13 protein-coding genes are annotated in these 17,315 nt (G+C 67.6%); 6 read left to right on the top strand and 7 right to left on the bottom strand.

Features of this window, described 5'->3' with window-relative positions; translation table 11 throughout:
• Nucleotides 1-56 precede the first annotated feature (56 nt).
• Nucleotides 57-1,427 carry a dicarboxylate/amino acid:cation symporter gene (locus tag RIC11_RS04230; RefSeq protein WP_350208696.1) on the top strand — a complete coding sequence of 457 codons (1,371 nt, stop codon included), beginning with the start codon at nucleotides 57-59 and terminating at the stop codon, nucleotides 1,425-1,427.
• Nucleotides 1,428-1,851: 424 nt separating this feature from the next.
• On the opposite strand, the gene RIC11_RS04225 is transcribed toward RIC11_RS04230, so the two are convergent.
• The 6 genes from RIC11_RS04225 to folK all read right to left on the bottom strand — a co-directional run bounded on the left by RIC11_RS04225 (nucleotide 1,852) and on the right by folK (nucleotide 10,930).
• Nucleotides 1,852-4,308, bottom strand: coding sequence for a heavy metal translocating P-type ATPase (locus RIC11_RS04225; protein ID WP_350208694.1), 2,457 nt, complete (start codon nucleotides 4,306-4,308; stop codon nucleotides 1,852-1,854).
• Nucleotides 4,309-4,899: 591 nt separating this feature from the next.
• A complete protein-coding gene (locus RIC11_RS04220) occupies nucleotides 4,900-6,066 on the bottom strand; it encodes a PEP-CTERM sorting domain-containing protein (protein ID WP_350208692.1) in 1,167 nt (388 codons plus the stop codon).
• 651 nt (nucleotides 6,067-6,717) lie between these two features.
• Entirely contained in the window at nucleotides 6,718-7,962 is a 1,245-nt protein-coding gene (locus RIC11_RS04215; RefSeq protein ID WP_350208690.1) for a S1C family serine protease, read from the bottom strand.
• 60 nt (nucleotides 7,963-8,022) lie between these two features.
• Complete coding sequence (locus RIC11_RS04210) at nucleotides 8,023-9,285, bottom strand: prolipoprotein diacylglyceryl transferase (RefSeq protein ID WP_350208689.1); 1,263 nt, start codon at nucleotides 9,283-9,285, stop codon at nucleotides 8,023-8,025.
• Between the two features lie 36 nt (nucleotides 9,286-9,321).
• The gene (gene panC, locus RIC11_RS04205) at nucleotides 9,322-10,188 is read right to left on the bottom strand and encodes a pantoate--beta-alanine ligase (RefSeq protein WP_350208687.1); all 867 of its coding nucleotides are present in this window, start codon (nucleotides 10,186-10,188) and stop codon (nucleotides 9,322-9,324) included.
• Between the two features lie 25 nt (nucleotides 10,189-10,213).
• Nucleotides 10,214-10,930, bottom strand: coding sequence for a 2-amino-4-hydroxy-6-hydroxymethyldihydropteridine diphosphokinase (folK, locus tag RIC11_RS04200; protein WP_350208685.1), 717 nt, complete (start codon nucleotides 10,928-10,930; stop codon nucleotides 10,214-10,216).
• Nucleotides 10,931-11,546: 616 nt separating this feature from the next.
• Between folK and hemE the strand changes: the two genes are divergently transcribed.
• On the top strand, nucleotides 11,547-13,616 hold the full coding sequence (gene hemE, locus RIC11_RS04195; RefSeq protein WP_350208683.1) for a uroporphyrinogen decarboxylase: 2,070 nt from the start codon (nucleotides 11,547-11,549) through the stop codon (nucleotides 13,614-13,616).
• 67 nt (nucleotides 13,617-13,683) lie between these two features.
• Here hemE and RIC11_RS04190 read toward each other — a convergent pair whose 3' ends face one another.
• Nucleotides 13,684-13,941 carry a hypothetical protein gene (locus RIC11_RS04190; RefSeq protein WP_350208681.1) on the bottom strand — a complete coding sequence of 86 codons (258 nt, stop codon included), beginning with the start codon at nucleotides 13,939-13,941 and terminating at the stop codon, nucleotides 13,684-13,686.
• Between the two features lie 294 nt (nucleotides 13,942-14,235).
• Here RIC11_RS04190 and RIC11_RS04185 point away from each other — a divergent pair, with 294 nt between their 5' ends.
• The 4 genes from RIC11_RS04185 to RIC11_RS04170 all read left to right on the top strand — a co-directional run bounded on the left by RIC11_RS04185 (nucleotide 14,236) and on the right by RIC11_RS04170 (nucleotide 17,311).
• The gene (locus tag RIC11_RS04185; RefSeq protein WP_350208680.1) at nucleotides 14,236-14,460 is read left to right on the top strand and encodes a hypothetical protein; all 225 of its coding nucleotides are present in this window, start codon (nucleotides 14,236-14,238) and stop codon (nucleotides 14,458-14,460) included.
• A 280-nt stretch (nucleotides 14,461-14,740) separates the two neighbouring features.
• The gene (ilvB, locus tag RIC11_RS04180; protein ID WP_350208678.1) at nucleotides 14,741-16,519 is read left to right on the top strand and encodes a biosynthetic-type acetolactate synthase large subunit; all 1,779 of its coding nucleotides are present in this window, start codon (nucleotides 14,741-14,743) and stop codon (nucleotides 16,517-16,519) included.
• A gap of 64 nt (nucleotides 16,520-16,583) precedes the next feature.
• Nucleotides 16,584-17,000, top strand: coding sequence for a hypothetical protein (locus tag RIC11_RS04175; protein WP_350208676.1), 417 nt, complete (start codon nucleotides 16,584-16,586; stop codon nucleotides 16,998-17,000).
• 41 nt (nucleotides 17,001-17,041) lie between these two features.
• Nucleotides 17,042-17,311, top strand: a complete 270-nt coding sequence (locus RIC11_RS04170) for a hypothetical protein (protein WP_350208674.1) — start codon at nucleotides 17,042-17,044, stop codon at nucleotides 17,309-17,311.
• Nucleotides 17,312-17,315 lie beyond the last annotated feature (4 nt).

Raw genomic sequence — 17,315 nt, 5'->3', positions numbered from 1 at the left:
GGCGGGGGTCGCCGCCCCCTTCACGCCCGCCGCCGCCCGAATCGAAGAGAGCCGCTATGCCGCTGCACTACCGCATATTGCTCGGGATGGCCTTGGGCATCGTGGCGGGCGCCTTCGCCGTTATGGCGGGGCAAGAGGGGCTGGTGGTCGACTGGGTGAAGCCGTTCGGCCAGATCTTCATCAACGCGCTGAAGATGATCGCCGTGCCGCTGATCGTCGCGTCGCTCATCAAGGGCGTGTCCGACATGCGCGACCTGGGGCGGCTGTCGTCGCTCGGCGGGCGTACCGTGGCGCTCTACCTGATCACGACCGTGTGCGCGGTCACCATCGGCCTGGTCGTGGTCAACGTGGTGAAGCCGGGCCGGGTTATCGACCAGGCGACAAGGGAGAGCCTCGCGGCCGCCTCCAAGGGCGCGGCCGACGAGAAGATCCAGCTCGCCAAGCAAACGAAGGAACAAGGCCCGCTGCAGCCGCTGGTCGACGTGGTGCCGGAGAACGTGTTCGACGCCGCGTCGAACAACGGCGCGATGCTCCAGGTGATCTTCTTCGTGATCCTGTTCGGCGTGGGGCTGGTCCTCACGCCCGACGAGAAGGCCGCGCCGGTCAAGGCGTTCTTCGACGGCCTGAACGACGTGGTCCTGCGGCTGATCGACCTGATCATGCTGTTCGCGCCGATCGGCGTGTTCGCGTTGCTCGCCGCGCTCGTGGCCGAGACCCCCTCGTGGGACGTGTTCAAGGCGCTCGCGTTGTACAGCCTGTGTGTGGTCGCGGGGCTCGCGGTGCTCGTCTTCGCGTTCTACCCCGGCCTCGTGGTGGCGCTGACCGGGATCAGCTACACGCAGTTCTTCCGCGGCATCTCGCCGGCGCAGCTGCTGGCGTTCAGCACCAGCAGCTCGGCCGCCACGCTGCCGGTCACGATGGAGCGGACCGAGGAGCACCTGGGCGTCGACGAGGAGGTCACCAGCTTCGTGCTGCCGATCGGCGCGACGGTCAACATGGACGGCACGAGCCTCTACCAAGCGGTCGCCGCGGTGTTCATCGCGCAGGCGATGGGCATCCCGCTGACGCTCGGCGACCAGCTCTCGATCGTGCTCACGGCGACGCTCGCGTCGATCGGCACGGCCGCGGTTCCTAGCGCGGGGATCGTCATGCTGGTGATCGTGCTGGGCACGATCAACGTGCCCGAGGAGGGGATCGCGCTGATCTTCGCAGTCGACCGGGTGCTCGACATGTGCCGCACGGTGGCCAACGTCACCGGCGACGCGACCGTCGCCACGCTGGTCGCCAAGAGCACCGGCCTGCTGCACGAGCCGCACAAGCGCACCCTCGACGACGCCTACCCCAAGCCCGCCACAGGCGCTGCCGCCGACCCGGCCCAAGGCCCGCCGAGCGGCGGAGCTGGAGAGTCGTCAGGCACAGCGGGCTAGTCCTCGCGGCGCCACACGCCCGCTCCGTCTGGTCGTTGGGTCCGCAGAATCCGAGCTTAGCGGGTCGTTTCGTAGGTCAGGCCGTGCCTGACGCAGCCGCGGTTGACGGGAGCCAGCGTCAGGCGAAGCCTGACCTACTGTACTGACGCCGATCGCAGGAGGAGTCGAGCCGCCGTCGCAATCGCTCCCTCGTTGCGAATAGAGACGGGCAGCGCTCAAGAGAGTAGCCCCGACCATCGTGAGCGAGCGGCTCAGCTCGCCGGCCGGCGCCGCTCGAACGCTTGTCGGCGTGCGGCAGCACAAGAGGCGGAGCGGATTGCCTCGCGCCGCTGCGCGGCCCCGACGATCGTTCGGGTAAACAAAACGGCTGGCTGACCTTGGCGCTGGCGACTGTCGGGGCCACCCGCGATCTCCTGCCTACAAGTTACTTGGCTTGATATGCGAGCAAACGAAGGGCGTTCAACACAACTAGCAGCGTTGACCCTTCATGGAACACGACGGCCAGTCCCATTTGCAATCCGACTAAGGTAGCGGGAACCAGAATGGCGATCATCCCGAGGCTTATCCAGAGATTCTGCCGAATAATGCGACTTGTCTGTCGGCTCAGGCCGACGGCAAAGGGGAGATGACTCAAGTCGTCCGCCATCAACGCCACGTCGGCAGTTTCCAAAGCAACGTCTGAACCAGCAGCACCCATCGCAATACCCACTGTGGCGTTCGCCATCGCTGGAGCGTCGTTCACACCGTCCCCAACCATCGCCACGCCACCATGCGCGCTGAGCTTCTTGATAGCCTCGACTTTGTCATCTGGCATCAAGTCGCCCATGGCCTCGTCGATTCCAACTTCGTCTGCGACTGCATTGGCAACGTGCTGATTGTCGCCAGAGAGCATGATCATTCGTCCGACGCCAAGTTGCCGTAGGCGGGCAATCACGTCCTTGGCTGCCTCCCGTGGCGTATCCATTAAGCCCAATACACCGAGATAGCTGTCGCCCCGCCGCACGACCATAGTGGTCCGTCCGCTCACTTTCAGTCTCTCCACAGACACCTGCAGCGATTCCGGTAGTGGTGGCCCCTCGACAGTGGAGAAAAGGCTGTCTTTACCGATGTAAACCCTCTGGCCATCAACGGTGGCTTTGACCCCGCGACCCGTAATGCTCTGTACGTCCTGCGCTTGAACGACCGAGTCACTCTTCAGTCGCTCCTTGCCACCCCGCGCTACGGCGGCTGCGAGTGGATGGTCGCTCAGCATTTCTACTGCCACGGCAACGCGCAACAAGGCGTCTTCGGTCACGCCATCGGCAGCGACTACGTCCTTCAGGTGAGGTTTTCCTGCGGTCAATGTGCCGGTCTTGTCGAAAGCGATCGCACCTACTCTTCCCAAGTTTTCAAGCGGGCCACCGCCTTTGACAAGCACTCCGCCGCGGGCCGCCCGGGCAACGCCGCTGAGAACCGCACTTGGGGTTGAAATCGCAAGGGCGCAGGGACTGGCTGCCACCAAGACTGCCATCGCACGATAGAACGACGTGCCGAACGGCTCATCGATCACTGTCCAGGCAAACAAGAGGAGGGCGACAAATGCCAATACGGCGGGAACGAAGTAGCGCTCGAATTTGTCGGCGAACCGCTGCGTAGGGGATTTCTGCGTCTCAGCCTCGTTCACCATCTGCACGACGCGGGCCAACGTGGAGTCACTCGCAAGTTTGGTGACCTGAATCTCTAGCGCGCCGCTGCCGTTGATGGTGCCGGCAAACGCACGGTATTGTGGAGCTAGCCGATCAGGGTTTGCAGCCGCGTCCTGCGGATTCTCCACCGGCACCTTGTCAACGGGGACGCTTTCGCCAGTGATTGGAGCCTGATTCACGCTGCTTTCGCCCTGAATCACAAAACCATCAGCGGCAATGCGCTCATTCGGCTTGACGATCACGACATCACCCGGCCGGAGCTGTGCCACCTGCATCTCCTCAGTGTTGCCCTCACGACGGACCATTGCAGTCTGGGGGGCAAGCTCTGCGAGCGCTTCGATCGCTCGTTTGGCGCGACCCATCGCATAATGTTCGAGGGCGTGTCCTAGGCTGAATAGGAACAGGAGCAGCGCTCCTTCAGCCCACTCTCCCAGCGTGGCGGCGCCAACCGCTGCCACAAGCATCAGGAAATCGATTTCAAAACGTCCGCCGCGGAGGCTCTGGAATGCTTGGCGTAGAGTGTAAAATCCGCCAAGGAGGTATGCGGCTACATACAGGCCCCAGGGCGCCCAGGACGAAAGGTTAGAGAAAGTCGACAGCAGCCATCCGGCCAACAGAGACCCGCCGCAGAGCACGGCAAAATACAGCTCCGTCCGCTCGCCTAGCAGGCCGCCAGGCTCCTGGTCGTGTTCTTTGCCTATCGCCTTGCCTTCGCCTTCAGACGGTTCGGCCAACGTCCGGTGCTTCTGCACTTCGATGAATCTCAGGCCGAGTTTTTGCACACCAGCGACGAGCACTTCGTCAGTGGTTAGATGGCGATCAAACTCGATGCGCAGCACGCCAGCGGGAGATGCGGCGGCATCAAGCACCCCAACGATTTGACTCGCTCGCAACTCGACCGTCCGTGCCTGGCGCGCGTACATCGGTCTAGACTTGAGCAGTAGGTGGCCGAATCGCTTGTCGAGCTCAACTCCGGCTCGTCCGGCCAAATCTCGCACTTCGCGAATCGATAGGCGGTCGGGATTATAGTGAATGCAAAGTTCTTCGTGCCCCTTGTTTGTGTGCTCCACAAGGTGTGCAGTCTCAATCCCGTCTTTCCCTTTCAGCAATTCCTTAAGTCGATGAACACACGTATCACGGGCATCCGGAACCTTGGGCAACAAGACGGCGATCTCAATCTTGGTTTTCTCAATCATCGATAGTCGACCAAGTGGTCAGTGATCAGGTCGCACTCGGATGGATAAGTCGGTGCGTCTTGTAGCCCCCACTCTCGCTCACGGCAGAAAAACCGGATTGTAACCGAATCCGAGTCGCGTGGTTGCCGCGCTGCCGAACTTGACAAGCGGCTGCGGACGCTCCGCCAGCCACGCCACCAACAATCAACAGATTCATGAATCAAGGCTCCCTCAGGGTCGGGGGTGTCACGGACAGTCGGCCGCGTAGCGCTCGGTGATCGAGCGACGCGTGGTCGGCCGACTGTCCGTGGGCGTAGCCCATAAGGGGGTTCGGGCGTCGGGGGCTGACGAACATGGGGCGGTGCCCCGTCGATGAATCGACGACGGAGAGCGGGACACCGACGATCGGCCGAACGGGCTCACGCCCAGCGCGACGCTGTCGTCGGCCGACTGTCGACGCCACCCAGGTGAGAAGTTTCGTAGGTCAGGCTGTGCCTGACGCAGCCGCGGTTGACGGGAACCAGCGTCAGGCGAAGCCTGACCTACTGTACGAAACGGCTGGCTGACCTTCGCGCTCGCGACGGTCGGGCCTACCCGCCACCCGCTACCCGCTTAGCGGTGGGGCCTCATCTTTGAGAAGACGGCGCTCACCAGGCAGAGCAGCACCAGAGAGCTTGGCTCGGGTACCGGTCGGTTGTCGATGAAGTCGAACGAGTAGTTTCGGAAGAACGACTCCGGTGTTGAGATCGCGCCGGCCGAGCTGCCGATCCCGTAGTCGAGTAGAGAGACGGTGTTCGCGAAGTCGAAGTCGATCTCTTCCCACGGGGCTCCGGCCGCCACAACGGCGACCTCGAAGTGCAGCAGAGCGGTCGCCTCCTTCGGGTCCTCCGGGTCGATCGTCATCGGTGCGATGATCTCGACGAACGGCGGCGCGTTCCTTGGTCCATCCGGCCCGAAGTGGTACGCCCAATCGTTCGAGGTCTCACTCCCTTCAAGATATGCCGATTCGAGGTAGTCCGTGGGCCGCACCGGGAACGTGAGGCCTCTGGTGTTCAGCCGCGGCTCTCGGCTGCTAAGCCGGGGGGGAATCAAGTTCAATCCCAGGTGGCCTTGGTCGCCGACGAAGACTTGGTTGAGATCCCCGACGGTGTCGCCGGCCGCGCCGTTGATGCTACCGATCCCGCCGTAGAACGGCGTCAGGTTGTCGAAGTAGATCAGCCCGTACGATTGGGGCTTGCGGTTCTCGTAGAACTGCGGCTCACCAAAGATAGTCGCTAGCTTGTTCTCCCGGAGCCCGATCTCGAACTGCCCATCGATTCCGAATCGGAACGTCGCGAAGTGAGTCGGCATGCCCGGGATTTGATTCGGGACAAAACCGTTTTCCGAACGGATCTTGATCGTCTGCTTCACGGTGACCGACGCCTTCGACGCCGACGCGACGCCGCCGCTGCCGACGTAGGCGCCAAGCCGGATCTTCATCGGCGGGTCCAGGCCCGGCAGGTTTGTCTGGTCGTAGACCTGCCCAACGGAGATGTCCTCGACCGACGCGATCGCAGAATTGGGAGTCGGGTAGTTGCTTGCCAGCGGCAAGTCGGCGGTCTTCGTGCCGGCTTGAGAGACCACGACGGTCGTCTGTGTTTGGGAGAGCTCCTTGGTAACGCCGTTCGCGGCCACGATGACCGCGGAGAAAGCACTCCGGCTGAGGCCAACGAATTGCAGCAAGATGAGGACAGAAACAAACGCCAGCGCGCGGACGCCACGCGACGGGGTGCGATGCATAAGACCCTCGGGGAAAATCACAGGTGCAATCGTAAAATCGCATCCTTGCCTGCGGCTTTCACATGCCGTTGCCGTGGCTCCTCGGTCGTAGCAGTCGAAGAGTCTAAACAGCTCGCCATCCCCCGACAATCACCGCCCGCGTTACCAGAGTGCGCGGCGGCATTCGCCGCGGCAGGGCGCCTGCCGCGGCGAAATCGCCGACGCGCGCTTCTCCTCGCCGTAGGTAGCTCGCCGCCAAAGCCGGCGCAGAGCGGGAAGACCGCCGTGGCCAAAACGCGCGGGGCGGCGTCCCGGATTGGCGACAATGCTGGGTTCGCTGCGCCGTGAGGAGGGCCGACGCCGCGTCGAACGCCGCAGCGCGTTGCGCGGAGCGACGCCGTTTCGTTACACCCTGGAGTCCATAGAAGGGGCTGTAACGCTTCGCTAAGTCGTTGTCAGCCAGGCGCTTAACGCCGGTTTCGACACGTTCAAGCGTGACAACGCGTTTGCGGGCGCGCCGCGTTTGTTTCAAACGAATTCGGATCGGCCGACGGGCGACACCCGAGAACGAGCGGCCAGCGTTTTCGCCACGCCAATAAACCAGCCGCCCGGCTACGAACGTCGTGCGTCGCGTAGCCGGGCGGGCGGGGTTGCTAGGTTGGCGCCGAGGGTTCAGCTTTCGGCCGGGACCTCTTCGGCGGGGATCTCGATCTCGATGGGGCCCTCGGCCTCGTCGGCCCCGTCGGGCTCGGCGCCGCCGTCGAAGGCCGGCGCCTCGTCGATCTCGATCTCGGGCTGCTCGACCGCCCCGCCGGGGGCGGGCTCGTCGAAGCCCCCGAATCCCCCCCCGACGCCTGCGCCGAAGCGCTCTTGCAGCAGCCGCATGCGTTCTTGCATCGCGCGGATCCGCTCGGCGATCCCCTCGCCGCGCAGGTTGAGCTCGACACCCGGCGCGTCGAGGTGGAAGCCCTCGAAGCCCGGCTCGAACGCGCCGCCGTTTTGCTGGAGCATCCGCTCCACGGTCGGACGCACGTCGGCGGGCAGGGCGTCGATCGCTTGCTGGTCTCCCTCGTCGAACTCCCACGACTGGTCGCCGCGCTGCACAGTGACCTTCGCGGGGCCGGCGCCCTGCCGTGCGACGCTGATCGACACGCCGCTGGCGGCGACTTGGGGTCCGAGCTCGCCGAGCCCCTCCATGCCGCGGAACGCGCGGTCCTCGAGCAGCGACTCGGCTTGGCCGAGCAGGTCGTCCAGGTTGAGCTGCACGCCTGGCCCGTCGCGGCCCAGCAAGCCGCGGCGGTCCCAGCCGCGCGCCGGCGCGGTGGCTTGCGCGTCGAGCGGCCGCTCGATCGGCTCGACGGTGATGGTCTTCTGCTGCCCACGGCGGAGCAGGTCGATCGCGATCTGGCCCCCGTTCTCGCCTTGTTCGCCGACGATCTCGGCCAGCTCGGCGAGGTCCTCGATGGGCTCGCCGTTGGCCCTCAGGATGATGTCGTACTGCTGCAGCCCGGCTTGGGCGGCGGGGCCGTCGGGTGCGACGGTACGGACCAGCACGCCGTGGTCGCCGTCGATGGCGATCTGAGCGCGGAGCTCTTCGGGAACCGGCGATCCGCCCAGGCCGATCCAGTAGCGCGACACCGCGACCGGCCCGCCGCCGATGCGGCCCAAGCGTTCGCGGCGGTCTTGCCGCCGGTCGAGCCGGCGCTCGCGGCGGTCTTCGGGGGTCGTGGCCGGGTCGACCTCGACGTCGACCCCGCCGCCCCGGTCGACATCGACCCCGACGCCCTCATCGGGCCCGATGTTGATGACGACCCCCTCATCGTCCGACCCGGCGTTCTGTGCGCGGACGGTGGGGATGGCGATTTGTACAGCGGCGACCGCGGCGGCGGCCACCGCGAGCAGTCCGAAGATACGCATGGCGATCTGCAAACTCCTGGGGCGTGAGGAAGCGGCGAATGAATGAACCGACAGCAAAACTTACGCCGCGCTGGCCGGCGTGGTTCGTGCCGAGTCGCCGGGGGCCAGCGGCCGCTCCACGAGGCTCCGGCCCGGCGGGGTCCGCAGCAGCAGCGCCCAACCCACAGCCGCTAGCACCAGCACGACCAGACTCACGTTCTGCGAGATGCTCAGGCCGGTGCCGAAAATCGCCTGCTCGTCGGTGCGGATCGCCTCGAGCAAGAATCGCGAGATCGGGTAGAGGGTGAACAAGAGCAGGGCGACCTCGCCGTCGCGGCGGCGGCTTGGGAACCAGCTCCAGAGCAGCCAAGCGAGCAGCGCCGCGTTGACCGAGCTGTAGACCTGCGTGGGGTGGACCGGAAGGCTCCGCTGGCGGGTCGTGGGCGGGGCCTCGATCGTTTGGCCGTCGGCTAGGCGGACCGTAACCGGCTGGCCCGCGTAGGCCGCCGCGCCGAGGACCTCGGCCACGTCGTTCAGGTTGGCGACGGGCTGGCCGCTGATGGATTCGACCCGGCGGACCTCGCCCCCCACACGAGTCACCACGCCCGTCGGTGCTTCTTCGATACGCAGGCCGTGCAGCTCGCCGTGCACGAGCTGGTCCATGTACGGCGGGCTGTCGGGCGGGAACGTGACCGCCCACGGCGCGTCGGTCTGGCCGCCGTAGCAGCAGCCGTTGAGCAAGCAGCCGATCCGGCCGATCGCTAGCCCGGCGAGGAAGCAGGGGGCGACCAGGTCGGCCATGCCCCGCACGGGCAGCTTCAGCCGCAGGCAGTAAACGACGAACGCGGCCAGCCCGCCGATCACCGAGCCGTAGACCACCAGGCCCCCCTCGGTGAACCGAAGCACGTCGACGAGCGTGTCGATCGCCGGCCGCCTCGCGAAGCGGGTCTCCCAGTACTCGATCACGAAGAACGCTCGCGCGCCGACGATCCCCGCGACGAACAGCCAGAACGCGAGGCCGAAGATCGTGTCGGCCGCGATCCCGTGCCGCTGCGCACGGTGCACGGCCATCGCCACGCCCACGCTGATCCCGATGAGCAGCATCACGCCGTAGCCGCGGATCGGCACGCCGGCCGGCGCGAAGCGGGGCGCGAGCAGCAGCACGACGAGGCCAATCGCGGCCGGCTGTGCGTAGGCCCAGAAGTCGCCATCGACGCCGCGTCGCACCGCATGGCGCCCCATCACCACGCCCCAACCGAGCAGCCACAGCGCCGCCAGCACGCCGAACCCGAGGATCGGCACGCCGCCGATCTCGACGGGGATCCGCAGCAACTCGCTACACATACAGGGGCAGGCGCTAGTTGGGAGGCGCTCGGCGCGCTAGGACGGCTGGTGGGGCGCGAGTTGCAGGTTGTCGAGCAGGCGAGTTTCGCCGATCCGGGCGGCGGTGAGCAACACCGAGTCGTCGTCGGCTGCTGCGACCGGCTCGACCGAGCCGAAGCGGACCAGCTCGACGTACTCGGGCTCGACGCCGGCCTCGTCGCGCAGAACGCTTCGCACCGCGTCGCACAAGCGGCCCGCGTCGCGCTCCGATGCCTGGTAGAGATCTTTCGCTCGGCTCAGACCGTGGAACAGGGCCGTCGCACGCCGGCGGTCTGCCGGCGACAGGTACGCGTTGCGGCTGCTCATTGCGAGGCCGTCTGGCTCGCGCACGATCGGGCACGCGACGACCTCGACAGGCAGGTCCAGGTCGGCGACCAGCCGCCGGATCACGCACCACTGCTGGTAGTCTTTTAGCCCGAAGTACGCGCGATCGGCCGGCGCGATCGACAGCAGCTTGGCCACGACCGTCGCCACGCCGGCGAAGTGCGTCGGCCGCCGAACGCCCTCCAGGGGCTGGGCGACGGGCCCCACGTCGATGCTGGTCGAGAACCCCGGGGGGTACATCGTGTCGGGCCGGGGGGCGAAGACCGCGTCGACGCCGACCGTTGCTAGCAGCGCGAGGTCGCGGTCGAGGTCGCGCGGGTAGCGGCCGAGGTCCTCGCTCGGCGCAAACTGGGTCGGGTTCACGAAGATCGTCGTGAGGACCGCGTCGCACTCGCTCGCCGACCGCTCGGCCAAGCTCAGGTGGCCCGCGTGCAGCGCTCCCATGGTGGGGACCAAGCCGACCCGCTCTCCCGAGGCTTGCCGCGCGCGCACCCAGGAGCGGGTCGGGTCGATCTCGGTGAGCAGCGAGGGTTCGGACACGGCGGAACGCGGCAGTGCAAAGGCGTCAGGCCGGCCACACGCACCGCAGCGCCGCGGCGACTTCGGCCTCCCAATGCTCCCGCGGGCAGTCGGCCAAGGCAAGCCGCGGGCCGCACGGGCCGAGCGGCCAAGGGTCCGCGGAGCACGCGATCGTCAGCCGCGGCGGCGGGGCGTCGGCCGGCGGCGGTTGCCGGAGGAGCGTCGCGTCGGGGCGGAGCCGGCGGACCAGGTCGCTGGCGGCGCCGTCGTCGTCGTCGGCCACGTGCACCGCGTCGGTCCCCGCGTCGAGCAGCCGCAGTAGCTCGTCGAGCGTCCGCTCGCACTCCGGGTGCACCCACTCGCCGGCGACCTGCCGCGCCGGATCGAGCACGAACCGCCGGAAGGTCATCCGCGGGTGCGGCAGGCGGAGTTCGCTCGTGCGGACGACCCGGTCGTCGTAGAGCAGCAGGTCGAGGTCGAGCGTGCGCGCGTCCCACCGCACCGAGCGGCGGCGGTCGTGCCGGGCCTCGATCCGCTGGAGCTCGCGGAGCAGCTCGGCCGGGGGCAGGTCGAGCGTCAGCGCGGCGGCCGCGTTCAGATACGCGCGTTGACCCGCGGGGCCGCCGACGGGCGGGGTCACGATTGTTGCGCTGAGCGTCAACGAGTCGCCGCCGGCGAGCAGATCCAGCGCCTCGGCGGCGGCGCCGATCGCCGCGTCCGAGTCACCGTGGTTCGAGCCGAGCGATACCAAGCAGCGGGCCATGCCGCGATGGTAACGACCGGCAGGCCGCGACGGCGCCCGGCAGGGCTACAAGCGTGGCGGACGGGTCGACGCCGATGCTTTCGCGCGGCGCTTCGCGAAGGGCACAACCTGCCTCGGCGAGGGCGCTGGATCGGCCCTCGGCGAAACAAACAAAGGGAGGGACTTCCGTGTCGCAACGCTGGCGCGCTGTGGTGTGGTTCCCTCGGTTCCACCTCCCAATGAGTCAACTCCGTATGCGAACAGAGGGCGCCGTGCAGTGCCGCCTTCGTCGGCCGTCGGCGGAATCATTCCGCCGGCACGGACGCGCGCAGCGTGGGCGCAGAAAACCTCCTGATCGGAAAGCAAAACTCACCCAATGACGGCGAGCGGTGGGGACGCCAGCGGACATCGGAACCCGAGGCGCCACGCCCTGTCGGACCGCGTCGCGTCGCGTGGGGGCGATGCGTCGCGTGCGACGTGCGAGGAGTGTTGCCGAGCGAGCCCCGGTTGTCAAGCAAACCTTCACGAACGCTTCGCGATCGCTTCACGCGGCGGGCCGTCGTCGCCACGCGACGCGCTTGCTAAGCTGCGCTACTGGCCGCTGCGTGTCGGGATCCGCTCCGCGAGAGACAACGCGATGTCTACTAGCACACCCCAATCGACCGACGCCGCGTCGCCGAGCGCAGCGTTCGATGGCTTGCGAGTGGTTTCGCTCGAGAGCCGCCGCGCGGCCGAGATGGAGCGGTTGATCACGAAGCGCGGCGGCGTCGCGCTCGTGAGCCCTTCGATGCGCGAGGCGCCGATCGCCGACGACCGCCCCGCGATCGAGTTCGCGCACCGGCTCGTCGCCGGCGAGGTCGACGCGGTCGTGTTGCTGACCGGCGTGGGCGTGCGGATGTTCGTCGAGCGGACCGAGCGCCACGTGGGCCGACAGCGGTTGCTCGACGCGCTCGCCGACGTGCCCACCCTCGCGCGCGGGCCCAAGCCGGTCGCCGTGCTCCGCGAGTTCGGCCTCAAGCCCACGCACCGCGCGCCCGCGCCGAACACCTGGCGCGAAGTCCTCTCGACGATCGACGCCCAGATGCCCGTCGCGAACCTCACGGTTGGCGTGCAGGAGTACGGCGAGACCAACCCGAGCCTGCTCGCCGGCCTCGAGGCGCGCGGCGCCACGGTCGACCGCTTGCAGGTCTACGAGTGGGCGTTGCCCGAAGACACCGCGCCGCTCGAGGCGAACGCGCGGCGCCTCGCCGAGGGGGAGGTGGACGTCGTCATGCTCACGTCGGCCAACCAGCTCAACAACCTGCTCGTGGTCGCGGACAAGCTCGGCCTCGGCGACCGCGTGCGCGACGGGTTCCGCCGCGCGTGCGTGGTCTCGATCGGCCCGACCACCAGCGAGCGGCTCCGCGCGCTCGACCTGCCGGTGGACATCGAGTCGACCGGAGCGATGGGCAAGATGGTCGCCGACGCGGCCGCCGGCGCCGCCGCGGTGCTCGGCCGGAAGCAGCAGCTCGGCGCGTTGCTCGACGCGGCGAAGCCGGCCAGGCCCGGCCAGCCCACGGCGCGAGTCGGCGAGCCCACGACGTCGGTCGCGGGCGCCAGCCAACGCGCCGCCGAACTCCGCGACGCGGTCGCCGGCCAGCCGTGGGCCGACAGCGACTTCCTGCGGGCGTGCCGGCGCGAGCCGGTCGAGCGCACGCCGGTCTGGCTCATGCGGCAAGCGGGCCGCTACATGCCCGAGTACCGCGAGGTCCGCGCGAGAGTCTCGTTCCTCGAGCTGTGCAAGAACCCGGCCCTGTGCAGCGAGGTGATGTGCACGGCGGTCGATTACCTGGGCGTCGACGCGGCGATCATCTTCAGCGACCTGTTGCCCATCCTCGAGCCGATGGGGCTCGAGCTCGAGTTCGCCAAGGGCGACGGGCCGAAGATCCACAACCCGGTCCGCGGAGCGGACGACGTCGACCGCGTGATCGACCTGTCGAGCGTCGACTCGCTGTGGTTCGTCGTCGAGACCGTGCGCCAAACCCGCCGCGACCTGCCCGAGCACCTGCCGCTGATCGGCTTCGCCGGCGCGCCGTTCACGCTCGCCAGCTACGCGATCGAGGGGGGCGGCAGCCGCAACTACCTGCACACCCGCACGCTCATGCAGCGCGACGAGGGCGCCTGGGGCGAGCTCATGCGGCGCTTCGCCCGCGCGGCCGCGCTGTACCTCAACGCGCAGATCGCGGCCGGCGCGCAGGCGGTGCAGCTGTTCGACAGCTGGGTCGGCTGCTTGGGGCCCGCCGACTACCGGCGGTACGTGCTCCCCTACACGCGCGAGCTGATCGACGCGCTCGACCCGGCCGCGGCCGTGATCCACTTCGGCGCGGGCAACCCGGAGTTGCTCCCGCTCGTCGCCGAGGCCGGGGGCGACGTGATCGGCGTCGACTGGCGGATCGACCTCGCTGCCGCGTGGGACCGCCTCGACGCGTCACGCCCCGAGGGCGGCGTCGCCGTGCAAGGGAACCTCGACCCGATGACGCTCCTCGCCCCGCGCGAGACGGTCCAGACCCGCGTGCGCGAGCTGCTCCGGAGCGTCGCCGGCCGGCCGGGACACGTGTTCAACCTGGGCCACGGCATCGTGCCGCAAACGCCGCCGGAGAACGCGCGAGCGCTCGTCGAAGCGGTGCACGCGTTTAGCGGGCAGCAGGCAGAGGGCAGACGGCAGTAAGCAGACAGGTGGCCATTGGCAGAGCGCAGCGACCTGCTTGCGGCCCTCTGCCCTCTGCCTACTCCTGTCACGCCACGGGGCGGCGGAAGTGCTGGTAGGCCATGAGGACTTCGTACAGGTCGGCGGAGACCGTGACCTCGTCGTCGGCGAAGTCGTCGAGCCACGTGCGTTGGCTGTACACGGCGTCGGCCAGCAGCGGCAGCAGGTGCGACGCCTTGGCGGTGACCGAGCGGTTGTCGCCCGACATCCGCGCCGTCGGCGTGGCGGGGCGGTGGTCGGTCTCGCCTTCGGGTCCGCGGTAGATCCGCAGGGAGGTCGCTCGCATGGTCGCCAATCCTTCGGCTAGTAGGATGCCCTCGCGCGAGGCCGCCCCGATTCCATCGGGACAAGCTCGCTCCTCTTCGACGGTATCGGCGCCGCGCCCCGGTGAGGTTGAAGGGGTTTGCTCGGTATTGTGGAAACCCCCACCGGGTCGGTCGCCGCCGTTCGTTCCGCACGACCCGTGCGACGTGTCGTCGGCTCGATTCGCTGCTAGCCCCGCCAGTGGCGGCGCCGAATCAAAGGGCGGACCCCGCACTCCGATTCGAAGCCCCAAACCCGAGCCCGACGACCCTTCCCTATGTGGCGATCGTTCTTCCTAGCCGTGGGCGCCTACATCTGCCTGCTCGGCGTCGAGGCGCTGGCCATCCAGAAAGCCGTGCTCAAGCCGCAGACCCGCGGCGGACAGGTCGTTTCGCCGGCGCGGGACCTGACGCCGCCGGAGTGGGCCCCCTGGAGCCTGCTGGCATGCGGGTCGGTGGTGGTGCTCTATAGTTTGACGCTGGTGCGATCGAAGGGGGGGTGAGCTTGGGAGGCCTCGGGCCTCCGCCTTCGGGCTTCTGGCGAATCGGCGGTGCGGACGCGATTCCTTCCCGGGGCCCGCCGCCCGAAGCCTGAAGCCTGAAGCCCGAAGCCCGCCGCCTGAAGCCCGAAGCCTTCCCGCCGCTGGTTGTCCGGGGCGGCGCCGGCAGCCTATGATGAGGGGCTATCAGAAAGGCAGATTACGCGGCCCAGGCGACGCCCCGACGGCGCCCCCTTTGCGCCGGGCCGCCCCGCCGAGACCCCTTTAAACTGCTGGGACCCGCATGTCCGCCGCCACGACCACCGCTCCCAAGACGCAGCTCCTCTCCGGGGCCGACATCCTCGTGCAGTCGTTGGTGCGGCACGGTGTGGACACCATCTTCGCGTACCCGGGCGGGTGCAGCATGCCGCTGCACCAGGCGCTGACGCGTGTGAAGGACCAGCTGCGCACCGTGCTGCCGCGGCACGAGCAGGGCGGGGCGTTCGCCGCGCAGGGCCTGGCGCGGAGCACCGGCAAGGTGGGCGTGGCGATGGCCACCTCCGGCCCCGGCGCGACGAACCTGGTGACGGCGATCGCCGACGCGAAGCTCGACTCGGTGCCGCTCGTCTGCATCACCGGCCAGGTGCCCACGGCCGTGATCGGGTCCGACGCGTTCCAAGAAACGCCGATGGTCGAGGTCTGCCGCGGCATCACCAAGCACCACTACCTGCTGACCGACGTGAACGACGTGGCGCGCGTCGTCAAGGAGGCCTTCCTGATCGCCAGCACCGGCCGGCCCGGCCCGGTGCTGATCGACGTCCCGAAGGACGTGCAACTGGCCTCCTGCGTGCCCGACTGGGACGCGCCGGTCAACCTGCCCGGCTACAACCCGGCGAAGCCCCTGGCCAAGCCGGAGGCCCTCCGCCAAGCGGCCGCCGCGATCAAGCGCGCCAAGAGGCCGGTCATCTACGCGGGCGGCGGCGTCATCGCCAGCGAGGCGTCCGAAGAGCTGCGCACGCTGGTCAAGAAGACCGGCATCCCGATCACGACCACGGTGATGGGCCTGGGCGCGTACCCGGGCACGGACCCGTTGTCGCTCGACATGCTCGGCATGCACGGCAGCGTGTACGCCAACCGCGCGGTCGACGAGGCGGACCTGTTGATCGGCCTGGGCGTGCGGTTCGACGACCGGGTGACCGGCAAGCTCGAGGAGTTCTGCAAGCACGGCAAGATCATCCACGTCGACATCGACGCCGCGGAGATCAACAAGAACAAGGCCGCCCACATCCCCGTGCAGAGCGACGTGAAGCACGCGCTTTCGGAGCTGAACAAGATCGTCGAGGCCCCGGAGGACATCTCTGAGTGGGTCGAGCGGTGCATGGAGTGGAAGAAAGAGTTCCCCTTCAGGTTCGACAAGGACTACCCGGGCATCACCCAACAGAGCGCGATCGACCAGCTCTGGCGGATGACGGCCGACCGCGACCCAGTGATCACCGTGGGCGTGGGCCAGCACCAGATGTGGGCCGCCCAGTTCTACAAGTTCCAGAAGCCCCGCACGTGGCTCAGCTCCAGCGGCCTGGGAACGATGGGCTTCGGCCTCCCGGCCGCGATGGGCGTGCAGGCCGCCTTCCCCGGCCGCCTGGTGATCGACATCGACGGCGACGGCTCGTTCCAGATGAACATCCAAGAGCTCAGCACCCTCGTGTGCGAGAAGCTCCCCGTGAAGGTGTTCCTCTTGAACAACCAGCACCTGGGGATGGTCGTGCAGTGGGAGGACCGGTTCATGGCCGGCAACCGCGCGCACACGTACCTCGGCCCGATCGACAAGCCGGAGTGGTCCGGCGAGGGCGACGGCATCGGCGAGATGGACCAGGCGAACCGCTACGCGGACTTCGTCGCGATCGCCAAGGGCTACGGCTGCGGCGGCGCGTACGTCGAGAAGAAGGAGAACCTCGAGGGCGCGATCAACGAGATGCTCGACTACCCGGGCCCGTTCATCCTCGACGTGGCCGTGCCGTACCAAGAGCACGTGCTGCCGATGATCCCCAGCGGCAAGACGGTGCGGGACATGATCACGGAATAGGGCGGCGATTCGCCCCCTCGGGTTCGATCGGGCGGAAGGTCCTCGGTTTGAGTAGGATCAAGTGATGGACGCCACGATCGAAAACTTGTTCACCAGCGCCGCAGACCTCGAGTTGCGAGCGTGGGGCCTCAAGCGGCTGGCGGAAGAGAGCAACAGCTCGAACGTCCCCCCGGATCGGGTCTTAGCGCAATGGCGGCAAGCCGGGACGATTCCGGGGCTGGAGCTGGCCGCTAAGGTTCGACGCACCGACGGCGGCAAGGACGAGGCTTTCCGTTCCTTGGTCGCCGAATTGGAGCGAGAGGTTCGGCGAAGCTACGCACAGCCATCGGTATCGGAGAGCGACTCGAACGGGACTGACGGTGGCGACGTTCAACAGAGCGCTTACGATCTCGCGGTGCGTTTAGGCGTGATAGGCGTCGTGAAGAATGCGCCCCCCGACCTGTCATCCAATCCGAAGTACCTTGAGGGCTTTGGCGGATGATGGATGCGGTTCTCGTTGACGCCGGTCCATTGATCGCACTCTTGAGCGACCGCGACCAACATCACGAGGTCTGCACGGCAACGCTTCCGTCTGTGCAGAGCCCTTTGCTGACGTGCTGGCCTGCCGTGGCGGAAGCGAGCTACAAGCTGCTGAAGCACTCGGGGCCGGCCGCGACGCATGATTTGCTGCGCACGATTGACGGCGGACTGATTGGGCTTGTCGAACTCGGCGTGCCCGACGTGGCGGGGATCCGCGCGATCCAGGAGAAAAGTACCAGGATCAACCGTTTCAGTTGGCCGACGCCGCATTGATGTA

The organism is Botrimarina sp. (genome assembly GCF_040219535.1).
In the GTDB taxonomy this organism is placed as follows: domain Bacteria; phylum Planctomycetota; class Planctomycetia; order Pirellulales; family Lacipirellulaceae; genus Botrimarina.
This window is presented reverse-complemented; position numbering and strand designations above follow the sequence as displayed.

Excerpts from the sequence above, each read along its gene's own strand:
- RIC11_RS04230 (WP_350208696.1), top strand. The coding sequence starts at position 57 with ATGCCGCTGCACTACCGCATATTGCTCGGGATGGCCTTGGGCATCGTG.
- RIC11_RS04225 (WP_350208694.1), bottom strand. The coding sequence starts at position 4,308 with ATGATTGAGAAAACCAAGATTGAGATCGCCGTCTTGTTGCCCAAGGTT.
- RIC11_RS04220 (WP_350208692.1), bottom strand. The coding sequence starts at position 6,066 with ATGCATCGCACCCCGTCGCGTGGCGTCCGCGCGCTGGCGTTTGTTTCT.
- RIC11_RS04215 (WP_350208690.1), bottom strand. The coding sequence starts at position 7,962 with ATGCGTATCTTCGGACTGCTCGCGGTGGCCGCCGCCGCGGTCGCCGCT.
- RIC11_RS04210 (WP_350208689.1), bottom strand. The coding sequence starts at position 9,285 with ATGTGTAGCGAGTTGCTGCGGATCCCCGTCGAGATCGGCGGCGTGCCG.
- folK (WP_350208685.1), bottom strand. The coding sequence starts at position 10,930 with ATGGCCCGCTGCTTGGTATCGCTCGGCTCGAACCACGGTGACTCGGAC.
- hemE (WP_350208683.1), top strand. The coding sequence starts at position 11,547 with ATGTCTACTAGCACACCCCAATCGACCGACGCCGCGTCGCCGAGCGCA.
- RIC11_RS04190 (WP_350208681.1), bottom strand. The coding sequence starts at position 13,941 with ATGCGAGCGACCTCCCTGCGGATCTACCGCGGACCCGAAGGCGAGACC.
- RIC11_RS04185 (WP_350208680.1), top strand. The coding sequence starts at position 14,236 with ATGTGGCGATCGTTCTTCCTAGCCGTGGGCGCCTACATCTGCCTGCTC.
- ilvB (WP_350208678.1), top strand. The coding sequence starts at position 14,741 with ATGTCCGCCGCCACGACCACCGCTCCCAAGACGCAGCTCCTCTCCGGG.
- RIC11_RS04175 (WP_350208676.1), top strand. The coding sequence starts at position 16,584 with ATGGACGCCACGATCGAAAACTTGTTCACCAGCGCCGCAGACCTCGAG.